Annotated in this window: 18 protein-coding genes; 3 read left to right on the forward strand and 15 right to left on the reverse strand. The window is 72.3% G+C overall.

The annotated features are described in order from the left end of the window. From kdpB to ACIRVK_RS42895, 8 genes are all read right to left on the reverse strand, one after another. The coding region (gene kdpB, locus ACIRVK_RS42860) for a potassium-transporting ATPase subunit KdpB (protein WP_404257167.1) at nucleotides 1–1301 on the reverse strand (1301 nt) is incomplete at its 3' end. Then, on the reverse strand, nucleotides 1298–2977 hold the full coding sequence (gene kdpA / locus ACIRVK_RS42865) for a potassium-transporting ATPase subunit KdpA (RefSeq protein WP_404257169.1): 1680 nt from the start codon (nucleotides 2975–2977) through the stop codon (nucleotides 1298–1300). The genes kdpA and kdpB, both read right to left, overlap by 4 nt. Before the next feature lie 8 nt (nucleotides 2978–2985). Beyond that, nucleotides 2986–3075: a K(+)-transporting ATPase subunit F gene (gene kdpF / locus ACIRVK_RS42870; protein WP_067057375.1), complete on the reverse strand. Its 90-nt coding sequence runs from the start codon at nucleotides 3073–3075 to the stop codon at nucleotides 2986–2988. 275 nt (nucleotides 3076–3350) lie between these two features. After that, nucleotides 3351–5366 (reverse strand): SWIM zinc finger family protein, encoded by a 2016-nt coding sequence (locus ACIRVK_RS42875; RefSeq protein ID WP_404257171.1) that lies wholly within the window; start codon nucleotides 5364–5366, stop codon nucleotides 3351–3353. Continuing rightward, complete coding sequence (locus ACIRVK_RS42880; protein WP_404257173.1) at nucleotides 5363–8188, reverse strand: DEAD/DEAH box helicase; 2826 nt, start codon at nucleotides 8186–8188, stop codon at nucleotides 5363–5365. Before ACIRVK_RS42880 ends, ACIRVK_RS42875 begins: the two co-directional genes overlap by 4 nt. A 104-nt stretch (nucleotides 8189–8292) precedes the next feature. After that, nucleotides 8293–8874, reverse strand: a complete 582-nt coding sequence (locus ACIRVK_RS42885) for a sugar kinase (RefSeq protein WP_404257175.1) — start codon at nucleotides 8872–8874, stop codon at nucleotides 8293–8295. Beyond that, nucleotides 8871–10019 (reverse strand): ROK family glucokinase, encoded by a 1149-nt coding sequence (locus tag ACIRVK_RS42890; RefSeq protein WP_404257196.1) that lies wholly within the window; start codon nucleotides 10017–10019, stop codon nucleotides 8871–8873. The genes ACIRVK_RS42885 and ACIRVK_RS42890 overlap by 4 nt, the downstream gene beginning before the upstream one ends. Before the next feature lie 119 nt (nucleotides 10020–10138). Continuing rightward, nucleotides 10139–10876, reverse strand: a complete 738-nt coding sequence (locus ACIRVK_RS42895; protein WP_404257198.1) for a GntR family transcriptional regulator — start codon at nucleotides 10874–10876, stop codon at nucleotides 10139–10141. A 130-nt stretch (nucleotides 10877–11006) separates the two neighbouring features. Here ACIRVK_RS42895 and ACIRVK_RS42900 point away from each other — a divergent pair, with 130 nt between their 5' ends. Further along, nucleotides 11007–12029 (forward strand): Gfo/Idh/MocA family oxidoreductase, encoded by a 1023-nt coding sequence (locus ACIRVK_RS42900; RefSeq protein ID WP_404257177.1) that lies wholly within the window; start codon nucleotides 11007–11009, stop codon nucleotides 12027–12029. A gap of 36 nt (nucleotides 12030–12065) precedes the next feature. Here the strand turns inward: ACIRVK_RS42900 and ACIRVK_RS42905 are convergent, their stop codons facing one another. The 3 genes from ACIRVK_RS42905 to ACIRVK_RS42915 form a co-directional block, all read right to left on the reverse strand. After that, nucleotides 12066–13250, reverse strand: a complete 1185-nt coding sequence (locus ACIRVK_RS42905) for a cytochrome P450 (protein WP_404257179.1) — start codon at nucleotides 13248–13250, stop codon at nucleotides 12066–12068. A gap of 65 nt (nucleotides 13251–13315) precedes the next feature. Next, nucleotides 13316–13999, reverse strand: coding sequence for a response regulator (locus ACIRVK_RS42910; protein WP_404257181.1), 684 nt, complete (start codon nucleotides 13997–13999; stop codon nucleotides 13316–13318). Nucleotides 14000–14042: 43 nt separating this feature from the next. Then, the gene (locus tag ACIRVK_RS42915; RefSeq protein WP_404257183.1) at nucleotides 14043–15296 is read right to left on the reverse strand and encodes a sensor histidine kinase; all 1254 of its coding nucleotides are present in this window, start codon (nucleotides 15294–15296) and stop codon (nucleotides 14043–14045) included. A gap of 219 nt (nucleotides 15297–15515) precedes the next feature. Between ACIRVK_RS42915 and ACIRVK_RS42920 the strand changes: the two genes are divergently transcribed. After that, nucleotides 15516–15902, forward strand: coding sequence for a ribonuclease (locus tag ACIRVK_RS42920; RefSeq protein WP_404257185.1), 387 nt, complete (start codon nucleotides 15516–15518; stop codon nucleotides 15900–15902). Nucleotides 15903–15985: 83 nt separating this feature from the next. On the opposite strand, the gene ACIRVK_RS42925 is transcribed toward ACIRVK_RS42920, so the two are convergent. The 4 genes from ACIRVK_RS42925 to allB form a co-directional block, all read right to left on the reverse strand. Further along, nucleotides 15986–16612 carry a dihydrofolate reductase family protein gene (locus ACIRVK_RS42925; RefSeq protein WP_404257187.1) on the reverse strand — a complete coding sequence of 209 codons (627 nt, stop codon included), beginning with the start codon at nucleotides 16610–16612 and terminating at the stop codon, nucleotides 15986–15988. 92 nt (nucleotides 16613–16704) lie between these two features. After that, nucleotides 16705–17514 (reverse strand): AIM24 family protein, encoded by an 810-nt coding sequence (locus ACIRVK_RS42930; protein WP_404257188.1) that lies wholly within the window; start codon nucleotides 17512–17514, stop codon nucleotides 16705–16707. A gap of 145 nt (nucleotides 17515–17659) precedes the next feature. After that, nucleotides 17660–18775, reverse strand: coding sequence for an allantoicase (alc, locus tag ACIRVK_RS42935; protein WP_404257190.1), 1116 nt, complete (start codon nucleotides 18773–18775; stop codon nucleotides 17660–17662). Nucleotides 18776–18822: 47 nt separating this feature from the next. Next, entirely contained in the window at nucleotides 18823–20163 is a 1341-nt protein-coding gene (gene allB, locus ACIRVK_RS42940; protein WP_404257192.1) for an allantoinase AllB, read from the reverse strand. A gap of 261 nt (nucleotides 20164–20424) precedes the next feature. Between allB and ACIRVK_RS42945 the strand changes: the two genes are divergently transcribed. Then, nucleotides 20425–21216: an IclR family transcriptional regulator gene (locus ACIRVK_RS42945; RefSeq protein ID WP_404257194.1), complete on the forward strand. Its 792-nt coding sequence runs from the start codon at nucleotides 20425–20427 to the stop codon at nucleotides 21214–21216. Nucleotides 21217–21366: the final 150 nt, after the last annotated feature.

Consider the following 21366-nt stretch of genomic DNA (forward strand, 5'->3'; position numbering starts at 1 on the left):
GTGCCGCCTTCCTCCTTGACCCAGGCGATGACCGAACCGGTCGCGCCCTTGCGGATCTTGCGCCCGTCGACGTCCACACCGGACATACGGGTCTGCGCGGTGAAGGCGATCCACTCGGCGCCGGCGAGCTCCCCCTGGTGGCGCTCGCGCAGCCCGTACTTCTCCTTCGCCAGGACGACGATGGAGCGGCCCTCGGGTGTCTCGTCGGCCAGCGAGGACAGTTGGGCGGCGTCCGCGACCTCCGCCTCCGTCGTCCCGCGCACCGGCACGAACTCGGACGCCTGGCGGTTGCCGAGGGTGATGGTGCCCGTCTTGTCGAGCAGCAGCGTCGACACGTCGCCGGCGGCCTCGACCGCGCGGCCGGACATCGCCAGGACGTTGCGCTGGACGAGGCGGTCCATGCCCGCGATGCCGATCGCCGAGAGCAGCGCGCCGATCGTGGTCGGGATGAGGCAGACCAGCAGCGCCACCAGCACGACCATCGTCAGACGCGTGCCCGCGTAGTCGGCGAAGGGCGGCAGGGTGGCCACGGCCAGCAGGAACACGATCGTCAGCGAGGCGAGCAGGATGTTCAGCGCGATCTCGTTCGGCGTCTTCTGCCGGGCCGCGCCCTCGACCAGGTTGATCATCCGGTCGATGAAGGTCTCGCCGGGCTTCGTCGTGATCTTGATGACGATCCGGTCGGACAGCACCTTCGTGCCGCCGGTGACGGCGCTGCGGTCACCGCCCGACTCGCGGATGACGGGCGCCGACTCGCCGGTGATCGCCGACTCGTCGACCGAGGCGACCCCCTCGATGACGTCACCGTCACCCGGGATGATGTCGCCGGCCTCGCAGACCACCAGGTCGCCGATGGTCAGGGCGGTGCCCGGGACCTGCTCCTCGCTGTCACCGACGAGCCTGCGCGCGACCGTGTCGGTCTTGGCCTTGCGCAGGGTGTCGGCCTGCGCCTTGCCGCGGCCCTCGGCGACCGCCTCCGCCAGGTTGGCGAAGACCACGGTCAGCCACAGCCAGGCGCTGATCGCCCAGCCGAACCAGTTGCCCGGGTCCTTGAAGGAGAAGACGGTCGTCAGCACCGAGCCGATCCACACCACGAACATCACGGGCGACTTGACCATCACCCGCGGATCGAGCTTGCGGAAGGCGTCCGGCAGCGACTTGACCAACTGCTTGGGGTCGAAGAGGCCCGCGCCGACACGTCCTTCGGCGGGCTTGTGCCCGGTGGGTACGTCGCTGTGCGGCGCCCGGGTCGGAGTGGCAGTGGACATCGGGTCCTCGTGGATCTCGGTTCGGGTGCTCATGACGCCAGCCCCTCGGCCAGCGGGCCCAGCGCGAGGGCCGGGAAGTACGTCAGACCGGTGATGATCAGGATCGCGCCCACCAACAACCCGGTGAACAGGGGCTTCTCGGTCCGCAGGGTGCCCGCGGTCACCGGGACCGGCTGCTGCTCGCCGAGCGAGCCGGCCAGCGCCAGCACGAACACCATCGGCAGGAAGCGCCCGAGGATCATCGCGAGGCCGGTCATCGTGTTGTACCAGTCGGTGTTCGCGTTCAGACCGGCGAACGCCGAGCCGTTGTTGTTCGACGCCGACGTGAAGGCGTACAGCACCTCGGAGAAGCCGTGCGCTCCGGAGTTGAGCATGGAGTGCGGCGGGGTCGGCAGGGCCATGGAGGCCGCGGTGAAGACCAGCACCAGGGCCGGCGTGATCAGGATGTAGCAGGCCGCCAGCTTGATCTCACGCGAGCCGATCTTCTTGCCCAGGTACTCGGGCGTACGGCCGACCATCAACCCGGCGATGAACACCGCGATGACCGCCATGACCAGCATGCCGTACAGGCCGGAGCCGGTACCGCCGGGCGCGATCTCTCCCAGCATCATGGACAGCATGGTGATACCGCCGCCCAGGCCGGTGAACGAGGAGTGGAACGAGTCCACCGCGCCGGTCGAGGTCAGCGTGGTCGACACCGCGAAGATCGACGAGGACCCGACGCCGAAGCGGACCTCCTTGCCCTCGTACGCCCCGCCGGCCAGCTGCAGCGCCGGTCCGTGGTGGGCGAACTCGCTCCACATCATCAGGGCGACGAAGCCCAGCCAGATGCCGGCCATCGTGGCGAGGATCGCGTACCCCTGCTTGACCGAACCGACCATGACGCCGAAGGTGCGCGTCAGCGCGAACGGGATGACCAGCAGCAGGAAGATCTCGAACAGGTTCGTGAAGGGCGTCGGGTTCTCGAAGGGATGCGCCGAGTTGGCGTTGAAGTAGCCACCGCCGTTCGTGCCGAACTCCTTGATGGCCTCCTGCGAGGCCACCGCCCCGCCGTTCCACTGCTGCGAACCGCCCATGCTGTGCCCGTTGAAAAACTGGCCGACCTCGTGGATGCCGGAGAAGTTCTGGATGACACCGCACGCCACCAGCACGATCGCGGCGATCGCCGCGCCCGGCACCAGGATCCGGATGGTGCCGCGCACCAGGTCGGTCCAGAAGTTGCCCAGCTCCCCGGTGCGCGAGCGCGCGAAGCCCCGTACCAGCGCCACCGCGACGGCGATGCCGACGGCCGCGGAGACGAAGTTCTGCACGGCCAGACCGGCGGTCTGCACGACGTGACCCATGGTCTGTTCGCCGTAGTAAGACTGCCAGTTGGTGTTGGTCACGAAGGACGCGGCGGTGTTGAACGACTGCGCCGGGTTGACCGAGGAGAACCCGAGTGAACCGGGCAGGACGCCCTGGAGCCGCTGCAGCAGGTAGAGGAAGAGGACGCTGACCGCCGAGAAGGCGAGGACACCGCGGAGGTAGGCGGCCCAGCGCATCTCGGCGTCGGGGTTGGCGCCGATGCCCTGGTAGATCCACCTCTCGACCCGCCAGTGCTTGTCGGAGGAGTAGACCCCGGCCATGTAGTTGCCGAGCGGGATGTAGGCGAGCGCCAGCGCGCCCATGAGGGCGAGCAGCTGGAGCACGCCCGCGAGTACGGGACCCATGGCGTGGCTCAGAACCTCTCCGGGAAGATCAGGGCGAGGACGAGATAGCCCAGCAGGGCGACGGCCACGACCAGGCCGACGATGTTCTCGACCGTCACAGCTTGGTCACCCCTTTGGCGACGAGGGCCACCAGCGCGAAGCACGCGATCGTGGCGACGACGAAGGCCAGGTCGGCCATCGTGAGCTCCTGGGGGAGGTGCGGGAATCCGCGAGCGGATCGGACGCCTAGAGCAAAACCCGGTCCCTGGCCGGATGCGAGCGCCGTTGACGGGTCCCATACGGCGGCCCGCGCACCTTTGACGGCACTCTTACGGCACCCGGCCCGACCTGGGGCAGGACCGGTCGGCGACGGCGGTCAGGGTTCAGCCGGTGTTCAGAGGTCGTTCGGTGTGCCCAGGCCCGTGAGGGCGCCGACCGGGTCGAGATCCGGGGTGCCGCGGGGCCACCAGTCGTCGTGGCCGGGCTCCGACTCGTAGGCGTACCACAGGCCGTCGCGGCCGAGGCGGAGCTGGACATGACCGCGGGGATGGGTGAGGCGGTTGCGCCAGGGCCGGAAGGCCGGCAGGTCGGCGGCGAGGAGGAGCGGGCGGGCCCGGTCGAAGCGGCCGGCCGGCGGGTCCCAGGGTTCCTCCAGGACGGCGAGCCCCTCCCGTCCGCCCTGCCGCCAGGCGGCGACCGCGCGGGCCAGCTCGGCCGGGGTGCGGTCGGCGGCGGTGGCGAGCGAGGCGTAGAGCGCGCGGGTGCCGGCGGTGAGGCCGGAGCCGGGGCGGGCGGCGGCGATGCGGACCGCGTCCTGCCACAGCGTCAGCTCGGCCACCGGATCGCGGCCGGTACCGAGCAGGGCGTGGGCGCGTGCGGCGGCGTCGGTGGCGAGCTGGTCCAGGGCGAAGGGGTCGGGGCCGCCCGGCGCGGCCGGGTAGACCGGGGGCTGCTCGGGGTGCGGAGGCACCGGCGACGGCGGGGGAAGGGGCGGGAGTCGGCGGGGTGCGAGGGCTTCGGTGGCGCGTACGCCGGGGAGCTGGGCCGGTGCTCGGTCCTGGGCGGCGCGGGCCGCGCGGGTGGCGCTGAGCCGGGAGAGGGCGTCGAGCAGTTCGCGTTCGCCCCGGCCGCGCAGCAGGAGCAGGACGAAGGGGTCCGCGTCGAGCAGCCGGGCCGTCTGGTAGCAGAGGGCGGCCGCGTGCTTGCAGGGGTGGCCGCGGTCAGGGCAGCTGCAGTGCGGGTCGAGGTCGCGCGGGCCCGGCAGCAGCGGCACTCCGCAGTCGGCGAGGGACTGGGGCAGTTCCTTGTCGAGCAGCGCGGCGATGTGTCCGGGCCGCTCGGCCGCCGCGTCCAGGAACCGGTCCCAGTCGGCCTCGTCCAGCGTGCGCAGCCGGACCTGTACCCGGTAGGGGCGGGGACGGCTGCCCTGCACGTAGGCCAGCACCAGTCCGGGCGTGACCGTGATGGCGTCCACGTGCCCCTGCTCGGCGTAACTCCGTCCGCGCGCGAGTCGCTTGGCGTCCAGCGCGCCTTCCTCCAGGGCCGTGACCCAGGCGTTGCCCCACCAGGTCTCGGCGAACCGGGGTTCGCAGGAGTCGGAGGCGGAGGTGGGCCTGGCGGCCGGGGCCGGTAGCGCGGGGAAGGTGCGGCGCAGTTCGCTGTCGCGGGCGGGGGCGGCCATGGTGCGGGCGTGCTGGGGTGTCGCGGGGTGGTCGGCGGGCTCCGGGGCATGGGAGGGGTCGAGCGGAACGGGTGCCGGGCGCGGCGCCGATCGAGGGGCGCTCGCGCCTGGACTCCCCCGCTCGGCACCGTCGTCGAGGTCCGGTTCCTCCCCCTCCGGATTGGGCATCCGGAAGGCGCCTGCCAGGAACTCCCGCAGGTCTCGCGCCGGTACCCCGCCGCCACGCCGGCCGACCGGTCCGCCGGCCGCAGGCTCCGCGCGCCGCGACCTCCGCGCGGACCGTCCGCCCACCCGCTCCGCCTCCGCCCGCCGCGCCTCACTCCGCGCGGCGCGCAAGGCCTCGCGCGCGGCTTCAGCGGGCCGCGGGGCCGCCGTACCGGCCTGCTCACCCGGAGCCGCGACGGCGGACGAGCCGGCCTCCTCCTGGCCACCGTCGGCCAACACACCTGCCACGCCGTCCTGAACCTGCGGCGCCGGGCCGCTCGACGTCCCCCCGGCGTCTCCCCCGACCGAGGACAAACCGGCGGCGACCGCCCTGCGCAGGGCCGCGCGGGCGCCGTCGCCCGGGTGGGGGCCGTCCTCCCTCTCAGCGGACTCGACCGTCTCGCAGGGCTCGCCACCTTCGGCCTCCGCTTGCGCCGTCTCCCCTTCTTCCCCGGCCGGCCGCCGCTGCCGCTCGCGGGCCTCGCGCAGGGCTCGGCGGGCCTCGTCCGCCGGGCCCGGGGTCATGACGGCCTCCGGAGGGAGACGAGGTCGCTCAGTTCGCGGTCGGTCAGTTCCGTGAGGGCCGACTCGCCGGAACCGAGGATGGCGTCGGCGAGGGCGCGCTTGGAGGCGAGCATCTCGGCGATGCGGTCCTCGACCGTGCCCTCGGTGATGAGCCGGTGGACCTGGACGGGCTGGGTCTGGCCGATGCGGTAGGCGCGGTCGGTGGCCTGTTCCTCCACCGCCGGGTTCCACCACCGGTCGAAGTGGATGACGTGGCCGGCGCGGGTGAGGTTCAGTCCGGTACCGGCCGCCTTCAGCGACAGCACCAGGACCGGGGTGGCGCCGCTCTGGAACCGGTCCACCATGCGCTCCCGCTCGGGAACCGGGGTGCCGCCGTGCAGCAGGTCCACGGGGACGGCGCGGGAGGCCAGGTGGGAGGTGATCAGGCGGGCCATGCCCACGTACTGGGTGAAGACGAGGGCCGATCCGTCCTCGGCCAGCAGGGTGTCCAGCAGCTCGTCGAGCAGGGCGAGTTTGCCGGACCGGGTGAGCAGGCGATCGGCGGACGCGGCCTCCTCCTTGAGGTACAGCGCCGGGTGGTCGCAGATCTGCTTCAGGGCTCCGAGCAGCTTCAGCACCAGCCCCCGGCGGGCGATGCCCTCCGAGGTCTCGATGGCCAGCAGGGACTCCCGCACCACAGCCTCGTACAGGGCCGCCTGTTCGCGGGTCAGCGGTACCGGGTGGTCCGTCTCGGTCTTGGGCGGCAGTTCGGGGACGATCCCCGGGTCGGACTTCTTGCGGCGCAGCAGGAAGGGGCGGACCAGGCGGGCCAGCCGCCGCACCGCCTCCTCGTCCTCTCCGTTCTCCACGGCGCGCGCGTGCCGGGCGCGGAAGGACTTCAGCGGGCCGAGGAGGCCGGGGGTGGTCCAGTCGAGCAGGGCCCACAGTTCGGAGAGGTTGTTCTCCACCGGGGTGCCGGTGAGTGCCACGCGCGCGGGTGACGGAATGGTGCGCAGTGCCTTCGCCGTCGCCGAGTACGGGTTCTTGACGTGCTGTGCCTCGTCCGCGACGACCATGCCCCAGCGCCGCTCGGCCAGTTGCGGCGCCGTCGTCCGCATCGTGCCGTACGTCGTCAGGACGAAGCCGACGTCGAGGTCGTCCAGGGTGCGTTCGGGGCCGTGGAAGCGGCGGACGGGGACACCGGGGGCGAAGCGGGTGATCTCCCGCTGCCAGTTGCCCAGCAGCGAGGCGGGGCAGACGACCAGGGTCGGTTCGCGGCGGGCCCGCCTTAGGTGGAGGGCGATGACCGTGATCGTCTTGCCGAGCCCCATGTCGTCGGCGAGGCAGCCGCCGAGGCCGAGGGAGGTCATGAGGTCGAGCCAGGCCAGGCCCCGGAGCTGGTAGTCGCGGAGGGTGGCGCGCAGGCCGGGGGGTGGTTCGGCGGGGCGCACTCCGGCCGTGAGGCGGTCGCGCAGGGCGGCGAGCGCGCCGGCCGGTACCGCCTCGACCGTCTCGCCCTCGACCTCCGCGCTGCCGGTGAGGGCCACGGAGAGCGCGTCGACGGGGTCGAGCAGGCCCAGTTCCCGCTTGCGGGCCTTGCGGACGAGGGCGGGGTCGACCAGGACCCAGCGGTCCCGCAGCCGTACGACCGGGCGGTGGGCCTCGGCGAGGGCGTCCATCTCCGCCTCGCTCAGCGGGTCGCCGCCGAGCGCCAACTGCCAGCGGAACTGGAGGAGTTCCTCGCTCTCGAAGAAGCCGGTGCCGTCCGTCGCCGAGCCGGGCGCCGGGCGTACCACGGCGGCCGCGGACAGGTCGTGGGCGAGGTCCCGCGGCCAGTGCACCGCGACCCCGGCCGCCGCCAGCCGGGTCGCCGCGACGCCGAGCAGGTCGCCCAGCTCCTCGTCGTGCAGGGCGAGGACGTCGGGCACGTCCTGCTCGCAGAGGCGGTCAAGGGGCGGCCAGACGCGGGCCGCCCGGCGGAGGGCGAGAGCCGCGTCCACGCGGGCGCGCGGGCCGAAGACCGCGTCCGCCTCGCCCGCCCACAGCGCCGCGGCGTCGGCGACCAGGGTGGGGTCGGCGAGGCTGTGCACCTGGACGATCGCGGCGCCCGCCGTCCGCACGCCGTCCTCCCCGTCGAACAGGTCGTGGGCCGACAGGTCGAGGCGGAGCGAGATGCGCACGCCCGCGTCCATGCCGGCGGCGACCTCCGCGGCCCAGTCGTGGGCGTCGGGCAGGCGGTGCGGGCGGCGGTCGGCGAAGGGCTTTCCCAAGGCGTGCGGTGCGGCCGGGGTGCGGGGCAGGGTGTCCGCGACCGCGTCCAGGAAGGAGCGCATCAGCGCCTCGGGCTCGGGCAGCGTGAGCGGGCCGGGGCCGGGCAGCGGGACGGCGTGGCCCTCGGACGGCAGGGCGGCGGCGACCGCCCTCAGGTGCGCGATGTCGTCCGGGTCCAGCGGGCCCGCGCGCCAGGCGTCATGGCCGCTCGCCGTCAGACCGGGCAGCAGGCGCCCGCGCGCTGTGAGCCGCAGGGCGTGCAGGGCGGCGGCGCCCCAGCAGGCGGTGGCGGGGTGGGCGGCCGGGTCCCGCCGGGCCCGGACGAGGAGGGGCAGCGCCTCGCCGACCGGGAGGGTCACGGCGGGGGTGGTCCTGCGCCGTACGCCCGAGCCGTGTCGTCGTACGACGGTGAGCTCGGTGTCCTCGGTGGGCAGCGGGCCGCCGTCGGGGTCCCAGAAGGCGATCCGGCCGTCCCGGGGCAGGGGCGCGGGCAGGAAGACGGCCGCGAGCCGGAGCGGGACCGACGCCCTCGTCTCCTGCTCACGATCGGCCACCGCGGCCCGTTCACCCATACGACCTGTCACCTCCCCGTCCGTGTGTCGGATCAGACGTCTCCGACTCTACGGGCGGGGTCTGACAATCGGCCCCGGCGACCGTGCCGAGGCCGCCCGCCGGGTCACGGGGCCGTGCGGGAGACGACGTAGAAGAACGGGTTGTGCGCGTCGGACAGGTTCACCACGACGTCCTGCGTGGGCTGCGGGTTCTTCTGCTCGTGCGTGAGGCCGTACCAGGGGCCGGGGCGGGTGAACTTCCAGCCGGTGATCTGCTGGTCGCGGGCGCTGATCGTGATGTCGTCCTTCTTCAGGTCGGCACGGGTGACGCCCATGTCGTGGAGGAAGACGTCGAGGTTGGCCACGGGTGTCTGGAACTGGACGTAGAGGCGGCTGGTCTTCCAGTTGTTGGTCTCGTAGGACGCGACCTTGCCCGAGGGGTGCGGCATCGGCACCTCGTAGAGGCGGCGCTGCACCTGCGAGGGCCAGCCCTTGGTGAGGCCGGTCGCCGCGTACTTGGCCTCCTTGTCCTTGCCGCTGTCGCGGCTCTGGGCGGCGGAGATCACCAGGTAGCCGGCCGGGACGCCGATGAGCAGCACGATGATGAGCAGGGTCAGCGCCCGGCGGCGGATCTTGTGGCGCCGGTCCTCGGGCGGCCGCTGCGGATCGTCCGGCGAGGAGGCCTGACGCGGCAGCGTGGGCGTCATGCCGTGTCCCGGGTGGAGCGGCGGGCCTCCGTGTACCGCGCGTAGCGCTCGTGCCGCTCCACCCGGCGCCGGTTGGCGCGGCGGAAGCGGCGGGCGACCAGTCGGGCCAGGTCGGCGGCGCCCACCATGCCGGCCTCGGGGCCGAGCTGGGCGCGCACGATACGGGCCTCGGGGCGGTAGCCGCGACCGGTGAGCTGCCGCTTGAAGGCGTCCCGCGCGGGCGCGATCAGCAGTTCGTCGGCCGCGGACACGCCGCCGCCGATCACGAAGCAGGACGGGTCGAGGGCCGCCGCGAGGTTGGCGATGCCGACGCCGAGCCACTGGCCGATGTCCTGCAGCAGTTCGACGCACATCGCGTCGCCCTCGCGGGCCAGCTCGGTGATCATCGGGCCGGTGATGTCGCCGATCTGCCCCTTGACGTGCTCGATGATCCCGTACGCCACCGGGGAGTCGGCGGCGGCCAGCTCCTTGGCCTCCCGCACCAGCGCGTTGCCGGAGCTGTACTGCTCCCAGCAGCCGCGGTTGCCGCACGGGCAGCGGTGGCCGCCGGGCACGACCTGCATGTGCCCGAACTCGCCCGCGACGCCGTACTTGCCGCGCTTGACCTGGCCGTCCTCCAGTATGGCGCCGCCGATACCGGTACCCAGAGTGATCATGACCAGGTGGTCCTCGCCGCGGCCCGCTCCGAAGCGCCACTCGGCCCAGGCGGCGGAGTTGGCGTCGTTGTCGACCAGGACGGGCACGGCGAGGCGGCCGGCCAGACGGTCGCGCAGCGGCTCGTTGCGCCAGGAGAGGTGGGGGGCGAACAGGACGCGGTTGCGATCGGCGTCGACCCAGCCGGCCGCGCCGATGCCGACGGCGTGCACGTCGTGGCGGTCGGAAAGGTCCAGGACCAGTTCGACGATGGTGTCCTCGACGACCTTGGGGCTCTTGGACTTGTCCGGCGTCTCCGTGCGGAGCTTCTCCAGGATGTTGCCGTCGGCGTCCACGACGCCGGCCATCACCTTGGTGCCGCCGATGTCGATCCCGACGGTGGGGACCCGGGGAGCGGTCAGGTGTGACCGGCGTTCCCGGGTGCCGACGGTGCGCAGTGCGGGGGCGCGGCGGGAGCCTATGGGGGCGGTGAAGTTGCCGTAGGTGCTCATCAAGGCCCGATTGTGCCGCACCCCCGGCCCCGGTGCCGAACGGGGGAGCGCGGGGGTGTCGGCAGGAGCGTGCCGGTTGCCGTTACATTGCGACATACCCGCCGGTTCGTCGCTCGCCGTCAGGACCGTACGAGGAGCTGGAACTCGAAGGAGTAGCGGGTCGGGCGGTAGGTGTGGGTGCCGTATTCGACCGCTCGGCCCGTGTCGTCGAACGTGACGCGCTGCATGGTGAGGAGCGGGGCCCCCTCCGGCTCGCCCAGGCGGTCGGCCTCGGCGGCGGTGGCCCCCCTGGCGCCGATGGTCTGGCGGGCGCTGTGGAGGGTGATGCCCGCGGCGCGCATCATGCGGTACAGGCCGGTGGACTCGAGCTGGGCCGTGTCCAGGTCGAGCAGGCCCGGCGGGATGAAGTTGCACAGGTACGCCATGGGTTCGCCGTGCGCGAGGCGCAGGCGTTCCACCCGGTGCACGTCGCTGTCCTCGGCGACCCCGAGGGCGCCGGCGACCTCCACGGTCGCCGGGACGACCGTGTTGACCAGCACCTTCGTCGCGGGACGCTGGCCGGCCGCCTCCAGGTCGTCGAAGAGGCTGGAGAGTTCCAGGGGCCGCTTGACCTGGCTGTGCACGACCTGGGTGCCGACACCGCGACGGCGTACCAGGAGGCCCTTGTCGACGAGCGACTGGATGGCCTGGCGGACGGTGGGCCGGGACAGGCCGAGCCGTGCGGCGAGCTCGATCTCGTTGCCCAGCAGGCTGCCGGGGGTGAGCGCTCCGTGTTCGATCGCCGCCTCCAGCTGTTGCGAGAGCTGGAAGTACAGCGGCACGGGAGAGCTCCGGTCGACACTGAGCTCGAGCGACACGGTGGGGTCAACTTCTGGTTTCGGCACGGGCCGAGCGTAGCTCCACGAGTTGTTGACGGGAAGTTGTGTAGTTCGATTGTCCGGACATACGCATTGACAGGGTGCGGCTCGGAGCCCCACTTTTGTTCTCATGCGCATCGGGGTCATCGGTACGGGCCGCATCGGCACCATTCATGCGAACACGCTCAGCCGCCACCACGAGGTGGGCTCGCTGATCCTCACGGACGTGGATCCGGCACGGGCCCAGGAACTCGCGCACCGGCTCGGGGAGACGGCGGCGCCGGGAGTGGACGAGATCTTCAGGTGGGGCGTGGACGCGGTGGTGATCACCACGGCGACGGCGGCCCACGGCGAACTGATCGGTCGGGCAGCCCGCTCGGGGCTCCCGGTGTTCTGCGAGAAGCCGATCGCGCTGGACCTGGCCGGCACGTTAGCGGCGATCGCCGAGGTCGAGACCGCCGGAACCATTCTCCAGATGGGGTTCCAGCGCCGCTTCGACAAGGGCTACGCGGGAGCCCGGGAGGCGGTGCGCTCGGGGCGGCTCGGGCGGCTGCACACCGTACGGGCGCTGACCTCCGACCAGGCTCCGCCGCCGCCCGCGTGGCTGCCGCTGTCCGGCGGGCTGTACCGGGACACGCTGATCCACGACTTCGACGTCCTGCGCTGGGTCACCGGGCACGAGGTGGTCGACGTGTACGCGGCCGGGTCCGACGCCGGGCCCGCGATGTTCCGCGAGGCGGGCGACGTCGACACCGGGGCCGCGCTGCTGACGCTGGACGACGGCACGCTCGCCACGGCCACGGCGACGCGGATGAACGGCGCCGGGTACGACGTCCGCATGGAGCTGGCCGGGGAGCTGGACCAGATCGTCGTCGGCCTGGACGACCGTACGCCGATCGCGTCCACCGAGCCGACGGGACCGCCGGCCGCGGACAAGCCCTGGTCCGGGTTCCTGGAGCGCTTCGGGCCCGCCTACGAGGCCGAGCTGTCCGCGTTCGTCGAGGTCGTCCTCGGCCGGCGTGCCAACCCCTGCGACGGCCGCGAGGCCCTCCAGGCCCTGCGGATCGCCGAGGCCTGCGAGGCCTCCCGACGCGAGCGCCGCCCGGTGGCCCTGGCGGAGATACCGGGCAGGGCGGAATCCGCGTACAGGTGAGCCCCAAGGCCGCGGCGGCCTCCCCGTCCCGGCGTCCTACCAGCGCACCGGCAGGCTGCGCACGCCCCGTATCAGCATGCCGGGGAGCCAGTCGCCGGGTGGGCCGTCGAGGGTGAGGGCGGGGGCGCGGTCCAGGAGGGTACGCAGGGCGGTGCGGGCTTCGAGGCGGGCCAGAGGCGCGCCCAGGCAGTAGTGGACGCCGTGCCCGAAGGCGAGGTGGCCGCGGGTGTCGCGACGGACGTCGAAACGGTCGGGGTCGGGATAGCGCAGGGCGTCGCGGTCGGCGGCGCTGAGCCCGATCATCACCGCCTCGCCCCGCACGATCCGCGTGCCGGCGATCTCCAGGGGCTCGGCGGCGTACCGGAACGTGGCGTTCTCCACCGGCCCCTCGTAGCGCAGCGTCTCCTCCACCAGACCGTCCACCAGGCCCAGGTCGGCGCGCAGGGCGGCGAGTTGGTCCGGGTGCGTGAGCAGGGCGTGGACGGCGTTGGTGACGAGGTTGACCGTCGTCTCGTGCCCGGCGATCAGCAACACGAAGGCCATGCCGCGCAGTTCGCCCGCGGAGAGCCGGTCGCCGTCCTCGGCGGTGGTGCGGATCAGGTCGCTCAGCAGGTCGCCGCTCGGCCCGGCGCACCGCTTGTCCTCGATCAGCTCGGCGAGGTACTCGGCGAGCCGCACGAACGCGCTGTGCTCGCTGCCGGCGTCGGTCGGCGCGACCGCCTCGGTCGAGAGCTTGCGGAACTCCGAGCGGTCGATCTCGGGCACGCCCAGCAGTTCGCAGATCACCGTGATGGGCAGCGGGTAGGCGAACGACTCGACGAGGTCGGCCCGCCCGCGCGGGAGCATCGCGTCGAGCAGGTCGTCGGTGATCTCCTGGATCCTGGGCCGCAGTTCCTCCACCCGCCGCATGGTGAAGGCACGGGAGACCAGGGAGCGCAGCCGGGTGTGCTGCGGCGGGTCGGCGCCCAGCAGGTACTTCCCGATCAGCTCCTCGTCGAGGAAGATCATGCCGATCTTGCTGCCGTCCTTCGACAACCGCGGGTCGGCGAGCGCGGCCCGCGCCTCCTCGTGGCCGACGACGAGCCAGGTCTCGTGATGGGCGTCCAGACCCGGCAGCCGCACCCGGTGCACGGGGCCGCGCTCACGCAGGCGCGCGTACACGGGATGTGGGTCCGTGCGGAACGCGTCGCCGAACTCCCCCAGGTCGATCAACTCCGCCATGCTGATGCCCGCCCTCCCCCGTGCGGTTCTGCTCCCGGCACCTGGACAACGCACGGCGGCCGCCGTCAGTGCCCGTTCCCCTCGGATTCGTCCAGCAGCCCCGCGTCGTACGCCAGCAGGGCGATCTGCACACGGTTGTTGAGGTCGAGCTTGGCCAGGATGCGGGAGACATGGGTCTTCACGGTGGCGACGCTCATGTACAGTCCGGCGGCGATCTCCGCGTTGGCGAGCCCGCGGCCGACGGCGAGGGCGACCTCGCGCTCCCGGTCGTTGAGAAGCGCGACCCGCGCGCGGGCGCGCGTGCGCCGGGTGTCGGCCGCGTTGCCCACCGCGTGCTGGACCAGTTGGCGGGTGACGGTGGGCGACAGCACGGGGTCGCCGGTCGCGACCCGGCGCACCGCGTCGACGATCTCGGCGGGCGGGGTGTCCTTGAGGACGAACCCGGCGGCCCCCGCGCGCAGGGCGCGCAGCACCTGTTCGTCGGCGTGGAAGGTGGTGAGGACCACGACCTGCGGGGCGTCCTTGCGGGCCCGCAGCCGTTCGGTCGCGGTGAGCCCGTCGACCGACGGCATCCGGATGTCCATGAGGACGACGTCCGGGCGGGTGCGGTCGACGATCGCCTCCACCTCACCGCCGTCGGCGGCCTCGCCGACGATCTCGATGTCGTCGGCGCCCCCCATCATCAGGGAAAGGCCTGCCCGCACCAGGGGATCGTCGTCGACGAGGAGCAGTCGGATCGCAGCAGTCATGGGCCTTACGTAATCAGATCCGCAGTCGGCGCATCGCTGGAAGTCACCCCCAGGGCAGCCAGGCCCGCACCCGGAACCCGCCGTCCTCCTCCGCTCCGTGCTCCAGCCGGCCCCCGGCCAGCGTGGCCCGCTCCGTCAGCCCGATCAGGCCCTGCCCGGAGCCGGGGACGTGCGGCACGTCGCCTTCGGGGGCGGGGTTGCGCACGGCCACCAGGAGGCCGTCGCCGGGGGCGCCCTCGACCGAGACCGTGACCTCCGTGCCGGGTGCGTGCTTGCGGGCGTTGGTCAGGCCCTCCTGGGCGATGCGGTAGGCGGTGCGGCCGACGGAGGCGGGTACGGCGGCGGGGTCGGTGACGCGGCCGACCAGGGTGACCTTCATCCCCGCCTCGCGGGACTCGGCGACCAGGGCGTCCAGCGCGGCGAGCGTCGGCTGGGGACGGCCCGCCTCGTCGGACTCGCCGGCCCGCAGCACGCCGATGATCTCGCGCAGGTCCTGCAGGGCCTCGTGCGCGCTCTCACGGATGACACCGGCCGCCCGCACGACCTCCTCCCGGGGCGCGTCGGGCCGGAACTCCAGGGCGCCCGCGTGCACGCTGAGCAGGGTCAGCCGGTGCGCGAGGACGTCGTGCATCTCCCGGGCGATGGCCTCACGCGCGAGTCGTTGTGCCTGCTCCGCCCGCAGCCGCGCCTCGGTCTCGGCGCGCCGGGCACGGTCCCGCAAGCTCACCATCAGCTGCCGCTTGGACCGCACGAACATGCCCCAGCCGATGACCGTCAGGGTGAGCAGCTCGGCGAAGGCGACCGCGCCGGGGTACGGCAGGTCGGGGTCGGGGCGCATCCAGAAGTACGGCGGGACCAGCGCCAGCGAGATGCCGCCGATCCAGGCGACGTACCGGAAGGGCCGGTGCACGGCGAGGGTGAAGACGGCGATCATGCCGGCGCCGCCCGCCGTGTTCGAGACCAGGCCGACGGGGAGCATGGCGACGGCGAGGCCCAGCGGCCAGCGGCGGCGCAGCCAGACGGCCCCGCAGGCCAGCACACCGAACAGCTGGTCGAGGACGGCGAGGGAGTGCGGGGTGTGCGGGTCGTGGGACAGGGTGTTCGCGGCGGCCAGGCCGATGGCGACGGCGAGCAGGAAACACGTGGAGTCGACGATCCAGTCGCGGACCGTGCGCCGGGGCCGCCCCGAGGGTCCGAACCGCCCGGCGTCCGGGTCGAGTTCGTGGAGGAGGGCGGACGGGAACAGCCATCTGCGCCCCACGGACCGGGCCGGCTCGTCATCGTTCACGGTCGACAAATCTACGCAGGGAGGGCGTCCCGCACCCCTCCCCCGCACAGGATCGCCGACCAAAGTCGCACCGCCGCAGACTTTCGGCGCAGGCCGGCGGTTTCCGGCGGCCGGCTGTGTGGTGACTCCGGGGCCCAGGTTAACTCGGCGCAAACTCATCGGACTTGACGGCGAATTCTCCATAGTTGTCATTGACATGCCACCATCTACGCGCGTCATCATGAGAGCGTGAGATTCCCCCCACGCATCACTCGCATCGGCGCGGCAGCCGCCGTTCTGTCCGCCCTCCTCGTCGGCGGTGCCGTCACCGCCACCCCGGCGTCCGCCGCGGTCGGCAGCATCTGCTACAGCAACCTGCCCTCCCAGGCGCACGACACCCTGGACCTGATCGCCCAGGGCGGCCCGTACCCGTACTCGCAGGACGGCACCGTCTTCTCCAACCGCGAAGGCGTGCTGCCCGGCGAGCCGTCCGGCTACTACCACGAGTACACGGTGATCACGCCGGGCTCCTCCACGCGCGGCGCCCGTCGCATCGTCACCGGTGAGCAGACCCAGGAGGACTACTACACCTCGGACCACTACGCCACGTTCGACCTCATCGACTTCGGTTGCTGAGGTCCGGCCGTCGGTCACTGTGACGGTCCGGGAGGCCCGGTCGACGGACGACCGGGCCTCCCGGGCTGTTCTGCCCACAACGGCTAAGCGTTCTCGGGCAGTTCGTAGGAGCCGTAGTCGGGCCGGCCGACCACGTCGTAGGTCTGGATGGAGACCCCGGCGGGGGTGACACGGCCGTCGGTCCGGCGGAACTTCGTCGGCACGGTGCCCTCCGGGAAGAGGCGGAGGCCGGAGCCGAGGACCACGGGAAACGTCACCAGATGGACGGTGTCGAGCAGGCCGAGGTCCAGCAGGGAGCGGACGAGGGCGCCGCTGCCGTGCACCTGGAGCTCGCCGTCGGCGCGTTCCTTGAGGGCGGTGACCTCCTTGACCAGGTCCCCGCTGATCACGGTCGTGTTGGCCCAGGCGGGGTGGGTGAGCGTGGCCGAGGGGACGTACTTCGGCAGTGCGTTGAGCTTGGCGGCGATCGGGTCGGCGGGGTCGGTCACCTTCGGCCAGTGCGCGGCGAAGATGTCGTAGGTGCGGCGGCCGAGGAGGAACGCGGCGGGGCGTTCGAAGACCTCGGTGACGAACCGGCCGAAGTCCTCGTCGCCGTACACGAAGCTCCAGCCGCCGTGTTCGAAACCGCCCCGGGTGTCCTCCCGGGGGCCGCCGGGTGCCTGGTAGACACCGTCGAGCGTGACGAAGATCGTGGAGACGAGCTTGCCCATGGCGGGTGCCTGCTTCCTGGTGCGGGGTCTGTTGTCATCACCTCAGACCCCGCGGCCTCCCGCAACTCATCGGTCCTCGTACGGACGGCTCCTCACCCGGCGTTCGTCGAGAACAGTCCGCCCGTCGGACCCTGCTTGTCGCCGCCCTGGGCCTTCTTCAGGGCGTTGGCGAGGCTCTCGATGGTGAGGGACTGCAGGATGACGCGCCCGTTGCCCTCCAGGGTGGCCAGCGAGAGGCCCTCGCCGCCGAAGACGGCGTTCATGATGCCCTGGCGGTTGAGGCCGCCGATGCGCTGGACGCCGTACTGGATACCCTCCTCGAAGGCGACGACGCAGCCCGTGTCCACCTCGATGCGGCCGCCGAAGTCGGCCGGGTTGAGATCGATGAAGTTGCCTGCGCCCGCGATGATCACCGTGCCGTGGCCGGTGAACTTCTCCAGGATGAAGCCCTCGCCGCCGCTCATGCCCGTGCGGCCGCCCTGGAAGGCGATGCCGAAGTCGACGGTGGACTCGGCGGCCACGAAGGCGTCCTTCTCGGCGAACCACGCGCGCGTGCCGTTCAGTTCCAGGGCGCGCATCTCGCCGGGGAGCACGCCGGCGAAGCCGACGGTGCCCTCGCCGCCCTGCGCGCTGAAGTACTGGAACGCCATCGACTCGCCCGCGAGCATACGCTGGCCGACCTGCATGGCGGTGCCCATGGCCTGGCGGAGCATGCCGCCCATGCCGCCGCCGCTCTGCTGTTGGCCGCCGTTGTTCGACGGACCGGACAGGCGGGTCTCCATGGTCACGTTCGTCGTCTTGAACAGGAACTTTCCGGCTTCGCAGTAGACGGTCTGGCCGGGTTGCAGGCTGACGACCGCCATCTGCATGGCGTTGCCGACGATCTCTTGCTGAAGTGTCACGTGGACTGAACGTCGGAGGGTGGTTCCGGGTTCCTTGTTTCGCCCCCGCCGCCCCTACCCGTCCCGGTCCGGCAGCCGGCCCCCGGACCCCCGCTCCTCAAACGCCGGAGGGGCTGTCGGACGCCGAGGGGCTTGACATCAGCCGTCAGCCGCCCAGTTCCTGGTGGCGGGCCGCCAGGGCTGTTGCGCCGTTGTCCGTCAGGGAGCCGTGCAGGCGCAGGCGGGAGATGCCGCCGTCCGGGAAGATGTCCACGCGCGCGTGCGTGCCGACGGCCGGGGTCGGCAGGACGAAGCGGTGGTTGGTGTCGGGCTGGAGGCGGGTGCGCGGGAGGATCTCGTGCCAGTCGCCGTCCTCGCCGTCCTTCACGGACACCGAGGCCCAGCCCGCGCTGTTGCCCTTGAGGTAGGCCGTGTCGATCTCGATCGCGCGGATCTGGGACTGGGCGGCCAGGCGGTAGCGGATCCAGTCGTTGCCCTGGTCGCGGCGGCGGCGGGTCTCCCAGCCGTCGTCCATCTTGCGGGAGCGGCCCGGCTGGATGGTGTTGGTGGCCGGGGAGTAGAAGAGGTTGGAGGCGTCCTCGGCCCGGCCGCCGTTCTCCAGGGCGACGACGTCGAAGGTGCCGAGGGTGGCCAGCCACTCGGGGTCCGGGACGACCTCGCCGTGCACGCGCAGGCGTGCGATGCCGCCGTCGGGGTGCTGGTTGACGCGCAGGTGGGTGAAGCGCTGCTCGACGGAGACGGAGAAACCGTTCGCCGCGTGGCCGCCGACCGGGGTGCGCGGGACGAGGGTCGTCCACTCGACGTCGTCGCCGAGGAGTTCCTGCGGGGAGGGGAAGCCCGGTACGGACGCGCCCTCGACGGACACCGCCTGCGGGTAGTTGCCGCGGAAGTGGGCCGTGTCGACCACGATGCCCCGGACGACACCGGGCGCGCCGAGGCGGACCAGGGCCCAGTCGTGGTCGTCCGCCGTCGGCCACGGGTGCTCCGCCGAGACACCGCGCCGACGGCGGGTCTCCCAGCCGTCCATGACCTTGCCCTTGTGCCCGAAGTGCTCGGGGTCGAACTCGGCGGGCCCGGGCACCAGCAGGTTCTCGCGCTGGGCGAAGAACTCGTCGTTGGCGGCGATCACGCCCGCGCCGAGGCGCCGGTCGGCGAGGTCGGCGTACCGGGTGAAGGGGAAGTCGGCTGTGCGGTAGTCGGCGTACGGGTCACCGCCTCCGTAGGGGTTCGCGTCGCCGGTGAAACGGGGGATCGCCGTCACGGGATGGGTGCCTTTCGGGAGTCGGCCGCTGCGGGTGCGGAGCAGGATCAGGGGGTGCGGGTGAGGAGTCGGCCCTTCGGTGGTGTGAACTCGCCGTCGTGGACGATGCGTTCGCCGCGCAGCCAGGTCGACCTGACCACGCCGTACAGGGTCCTGCCCGCGTAGGCCGTCACCCGGTTGCGGTGCTGCAGGGCCGCCGGGTCGACGGTGAACGTCTCGTCGGGGGCGAGGACCGCGAAGTCGGCGTCGTGGCCGGGCGCGATGGCGCCCTTGCGCGCTTCCAGGCCGACCAGTTCGGACGTCCGTGTGGACATCCAGCGGACCACGTCCTCCAGCGAGTGACCGCGCCTGCGGGCCTCGGTCCAGACGGCGGACAGGCTCAGCTGGAGGCCGGAGATGCCGCCCCAGGCGGTGGCGAAGTCGTCCGTCTTGAGGTCGGCCGTCGACGGGGAGTGGTCGGTGACCACGCAGTCGATGGTGCCGTCGGCCAGCGCCTGCCAGAGCAGGTCCTGGTTGGCGGCCTCGCGGATGGGCGGGCAGCACTTGAACTCGCTCGCGCCGTCCGGGACCTCCTCGGCGGTGAGGGTGAGGTAGTGGGGGCAGGTCTCGACCGTGATGCGGACGCCTTCCGCCTTCGCCTCGGCGATCAGCGGGAGTGCGTCGGAGGAGGACAGGTGCAGGACGTGCACGCGCGCGTGGAGGCGTTTCGCCTGGGCGATGAGCTGGGCGATCGCCGTGTCCTCGGCGTCGCGCGGGCGGGAGGCGAGGAAGTCGCCGTACTTGGGGCCGCCCTGCTGTGGGGCCGCCTCAAGGTGGTGCGGGTCCTCGGCGTGCACGATGAGCAGGCCGCCGAAGGAGGAGATCTCGGCGAGGGACTGGGCGAGTTGGTCCTGGTCGAGGTGCGGGAACTCGTCCACGCCCGAGGGGGAGAGAAATGCCTTGAAGCCGAAGACCCCGGCCTCGTGCAGCGGGCGCAGATCCTTGACGTTGTCGGGCAGGGCGCCGCCCCAGAAGCCGACGTCGATGTGCGCCTTGTCGACGGCGACCGCCTGCTTCGTGCGGAGGTGGTCGACCCTCGTGGTCGGCGGGAGGGAGTTGAGCGGCATGTCGACGAGGGTGGTGACGCCGCCGGCCGCCGCCGCGCGCGTGGCGGTCCAGAAGCCCTCCCACTCGGTGCGGCCCGGGTCGTTGACATGCACGTGCGTGTCGACCAGGCCGGGCAGCAGGACGTCGTCGCCGAGGTCCACCAGCCGGGCGCCCTCCGGTGCGGGGGCGTCGTAGGACTGTACGGCCGTGATCGTGCCCGCGGAGACCGCGACCGAGGCGGCTCGCGTTCCCTCCGGGGCGATGACGCGCGTCGAGCGCAGCACCAGTTCAGCGTCGGACACCCGGACCCCTCTCTGCCGCCGTTAACTTCCGCGTAACGGAATTCAACTTTCTGTTGAAGGAGTCTTCACTCCCGTTCCCGCGCCGTCAAGGGGCACACTTTCCGGCGGGACCTTCTCGACCGCCACCGACCGTCACCCTGGACGTTTCCATAAAGCGGAATTAAGCTTCCGTCAAGCAGAACGTATCCACGCACCAGCAGGGAGTCAACCGACCGGCGGGTAGGCTTCTGCCCTTCCTGCCAGCCCCGAAAGGAACGCGCCGTGCCGACGTCCAGCGCCAGCACCACCGACTCCGCCAGGTCCAACGGTGGAGTCCAGTCACTCGAGCGCGCCTTCGACCTGCTCGAGCGGATGGCCGACGCGGGCGGCGAGGTCGGTCTCAGCGAGCTGTCCGCGAGCAGCGGGCTGCCGTTGCCCACCATTCACCGCCTGATGCGCACGCTCGTGGCCTGCGGTTACGTCCGCCAGCAGACCAACCGCCGGTACGCGCTCGGCCCTCGCCTGATCCGGCTCGGCGAGTCCGCGTCCCGGTTGCTCGGCACCTGGGCCCGCCCCTACCTCGCCCGCCTGGTCGAGGAGACCGGCGAGACGGCGAACATGGCCCTGCTGGACGGCGACGAGATCGTGTACGTCGCCCAGGTCCCCTCCAAGCACTCGATGCGCATGTTCACCGAGGTCGGGCGGCGCGTCCTGCCCCACTCCACGGGCGTCGGCAAGGCCCTGCTCGCCGGGTTCCCGGACGACGAGGTGCGGGCCCTGCTCTTCCGCACGGGCATGCCGGCCACGACCGAGAAGACGATCACCACGCCGGAGGGGTTCCTGGCGGCGCTGGCCGACGTGCGCCGCCAGGGCTACGCGGTCGACGACAACGAACAGGAGATCGGCGTCCGCTGCCTCGCGGTGTCGGTACCCGACTCCCCCACCGCGGCCGCCATCTCCATCTCGGGCCCGGCAGGCCGCGTCACCGAGACGGCGACGGAACGCATCGTCCCGGTCCTCCAGCAGGTGGCCACCGAACTGTCCCAGGCCCTGACCACCCAGAACCCGGCGTGAGCGCCCGCCGGTGAACTAGTGCCGCGGCAGGCAAGTTTGCCCGGTAAGGAGCGGCGTCCGGGGCGTCCTCTCGGCGTGCCGGACGGAAGACGCCGTTGATGGACCGGACGTACTTGGGGTTTCGGCCGGTGCGGCGAGAGGGCGTGCCGG

Source organism: Streptomyces sp. NPDC101152 (genome assembly GCF_044768275.1).
In the GTDB taxonomy this organism is placed as follows: Bacteria; Actinomycetota; Actinomycetes; order Streptomycetales; family Streptomycetaceae; genus Streptomyces.

Bases quoted from the DNA above. Each gene is read 5' to 3' on its own strand.
- ACIRVK_RS42875 (WP_404257171.1), bottom strand. From the start codon at position 5,366: ATGACCCCGGGCCCGGCGGACGAGGCCCGCCGAGCCCTGCGCGAGGCC.
- ACIRVK_RS42885 (WP_404257175.1), bottom strand. From the start codon at position 8,874: ATGACGCCCACGCTGCCGCGTCAGGCCTCCTCGCCGGACGATCCGCAG.
- ACIRVK_RS42880 (WP_404257173.1), bottom strand. From the start codon at position 8,188: ATGGGTGAACGGGCCGCGGTGGCCGATCGTGAGCAGGAGACGAGGGCG.
- ACIRVK_RS42925 (WP_404257187.1), bottom strand. From the start codon at position 16,612: ATGGGCAAGCTCGTCTCCACGATCTTCGTCACGCTCGACGGTGTCTAC.
- ACIRVK_RS42890 (WP_404257196.1), bottom strand. From the start codon at position 10,019: ATGAGCACCTACGGCAACTTCACCGCCCCCATAGGCTCCCGCCGCGCC.
- ACIRVK_RS42910 (WP_404257181.1), bottom strand. From the start codon at position 13,999: ATGACTGCTGCGATCCGACTGCTCCTCGTCGACGACGATCCCCTGGTG.
- ACIRVK_RS42905 (WP_404257179.1), bottom strand. From the start codon at position 13,250: ATGGCGGAGTTGATCGACCTGGGGGAGTTCGGCGACGCGTTCCGCACG.
- kdpA (WP_404257169.1), bottom strand. From the start codon at position 2,977: ATGGGTCCCGTACTCGCGGGCGTGCTCCAGCTGCTCGCCCTCATGGGC.
- ACIRVK_RS42900 (WP_404257177.1), top strand. From the start codon at position 11,007: ATGCGCATCGGGGTCATCGGTACGGGCCGCATCGGCACCATTCATGCG.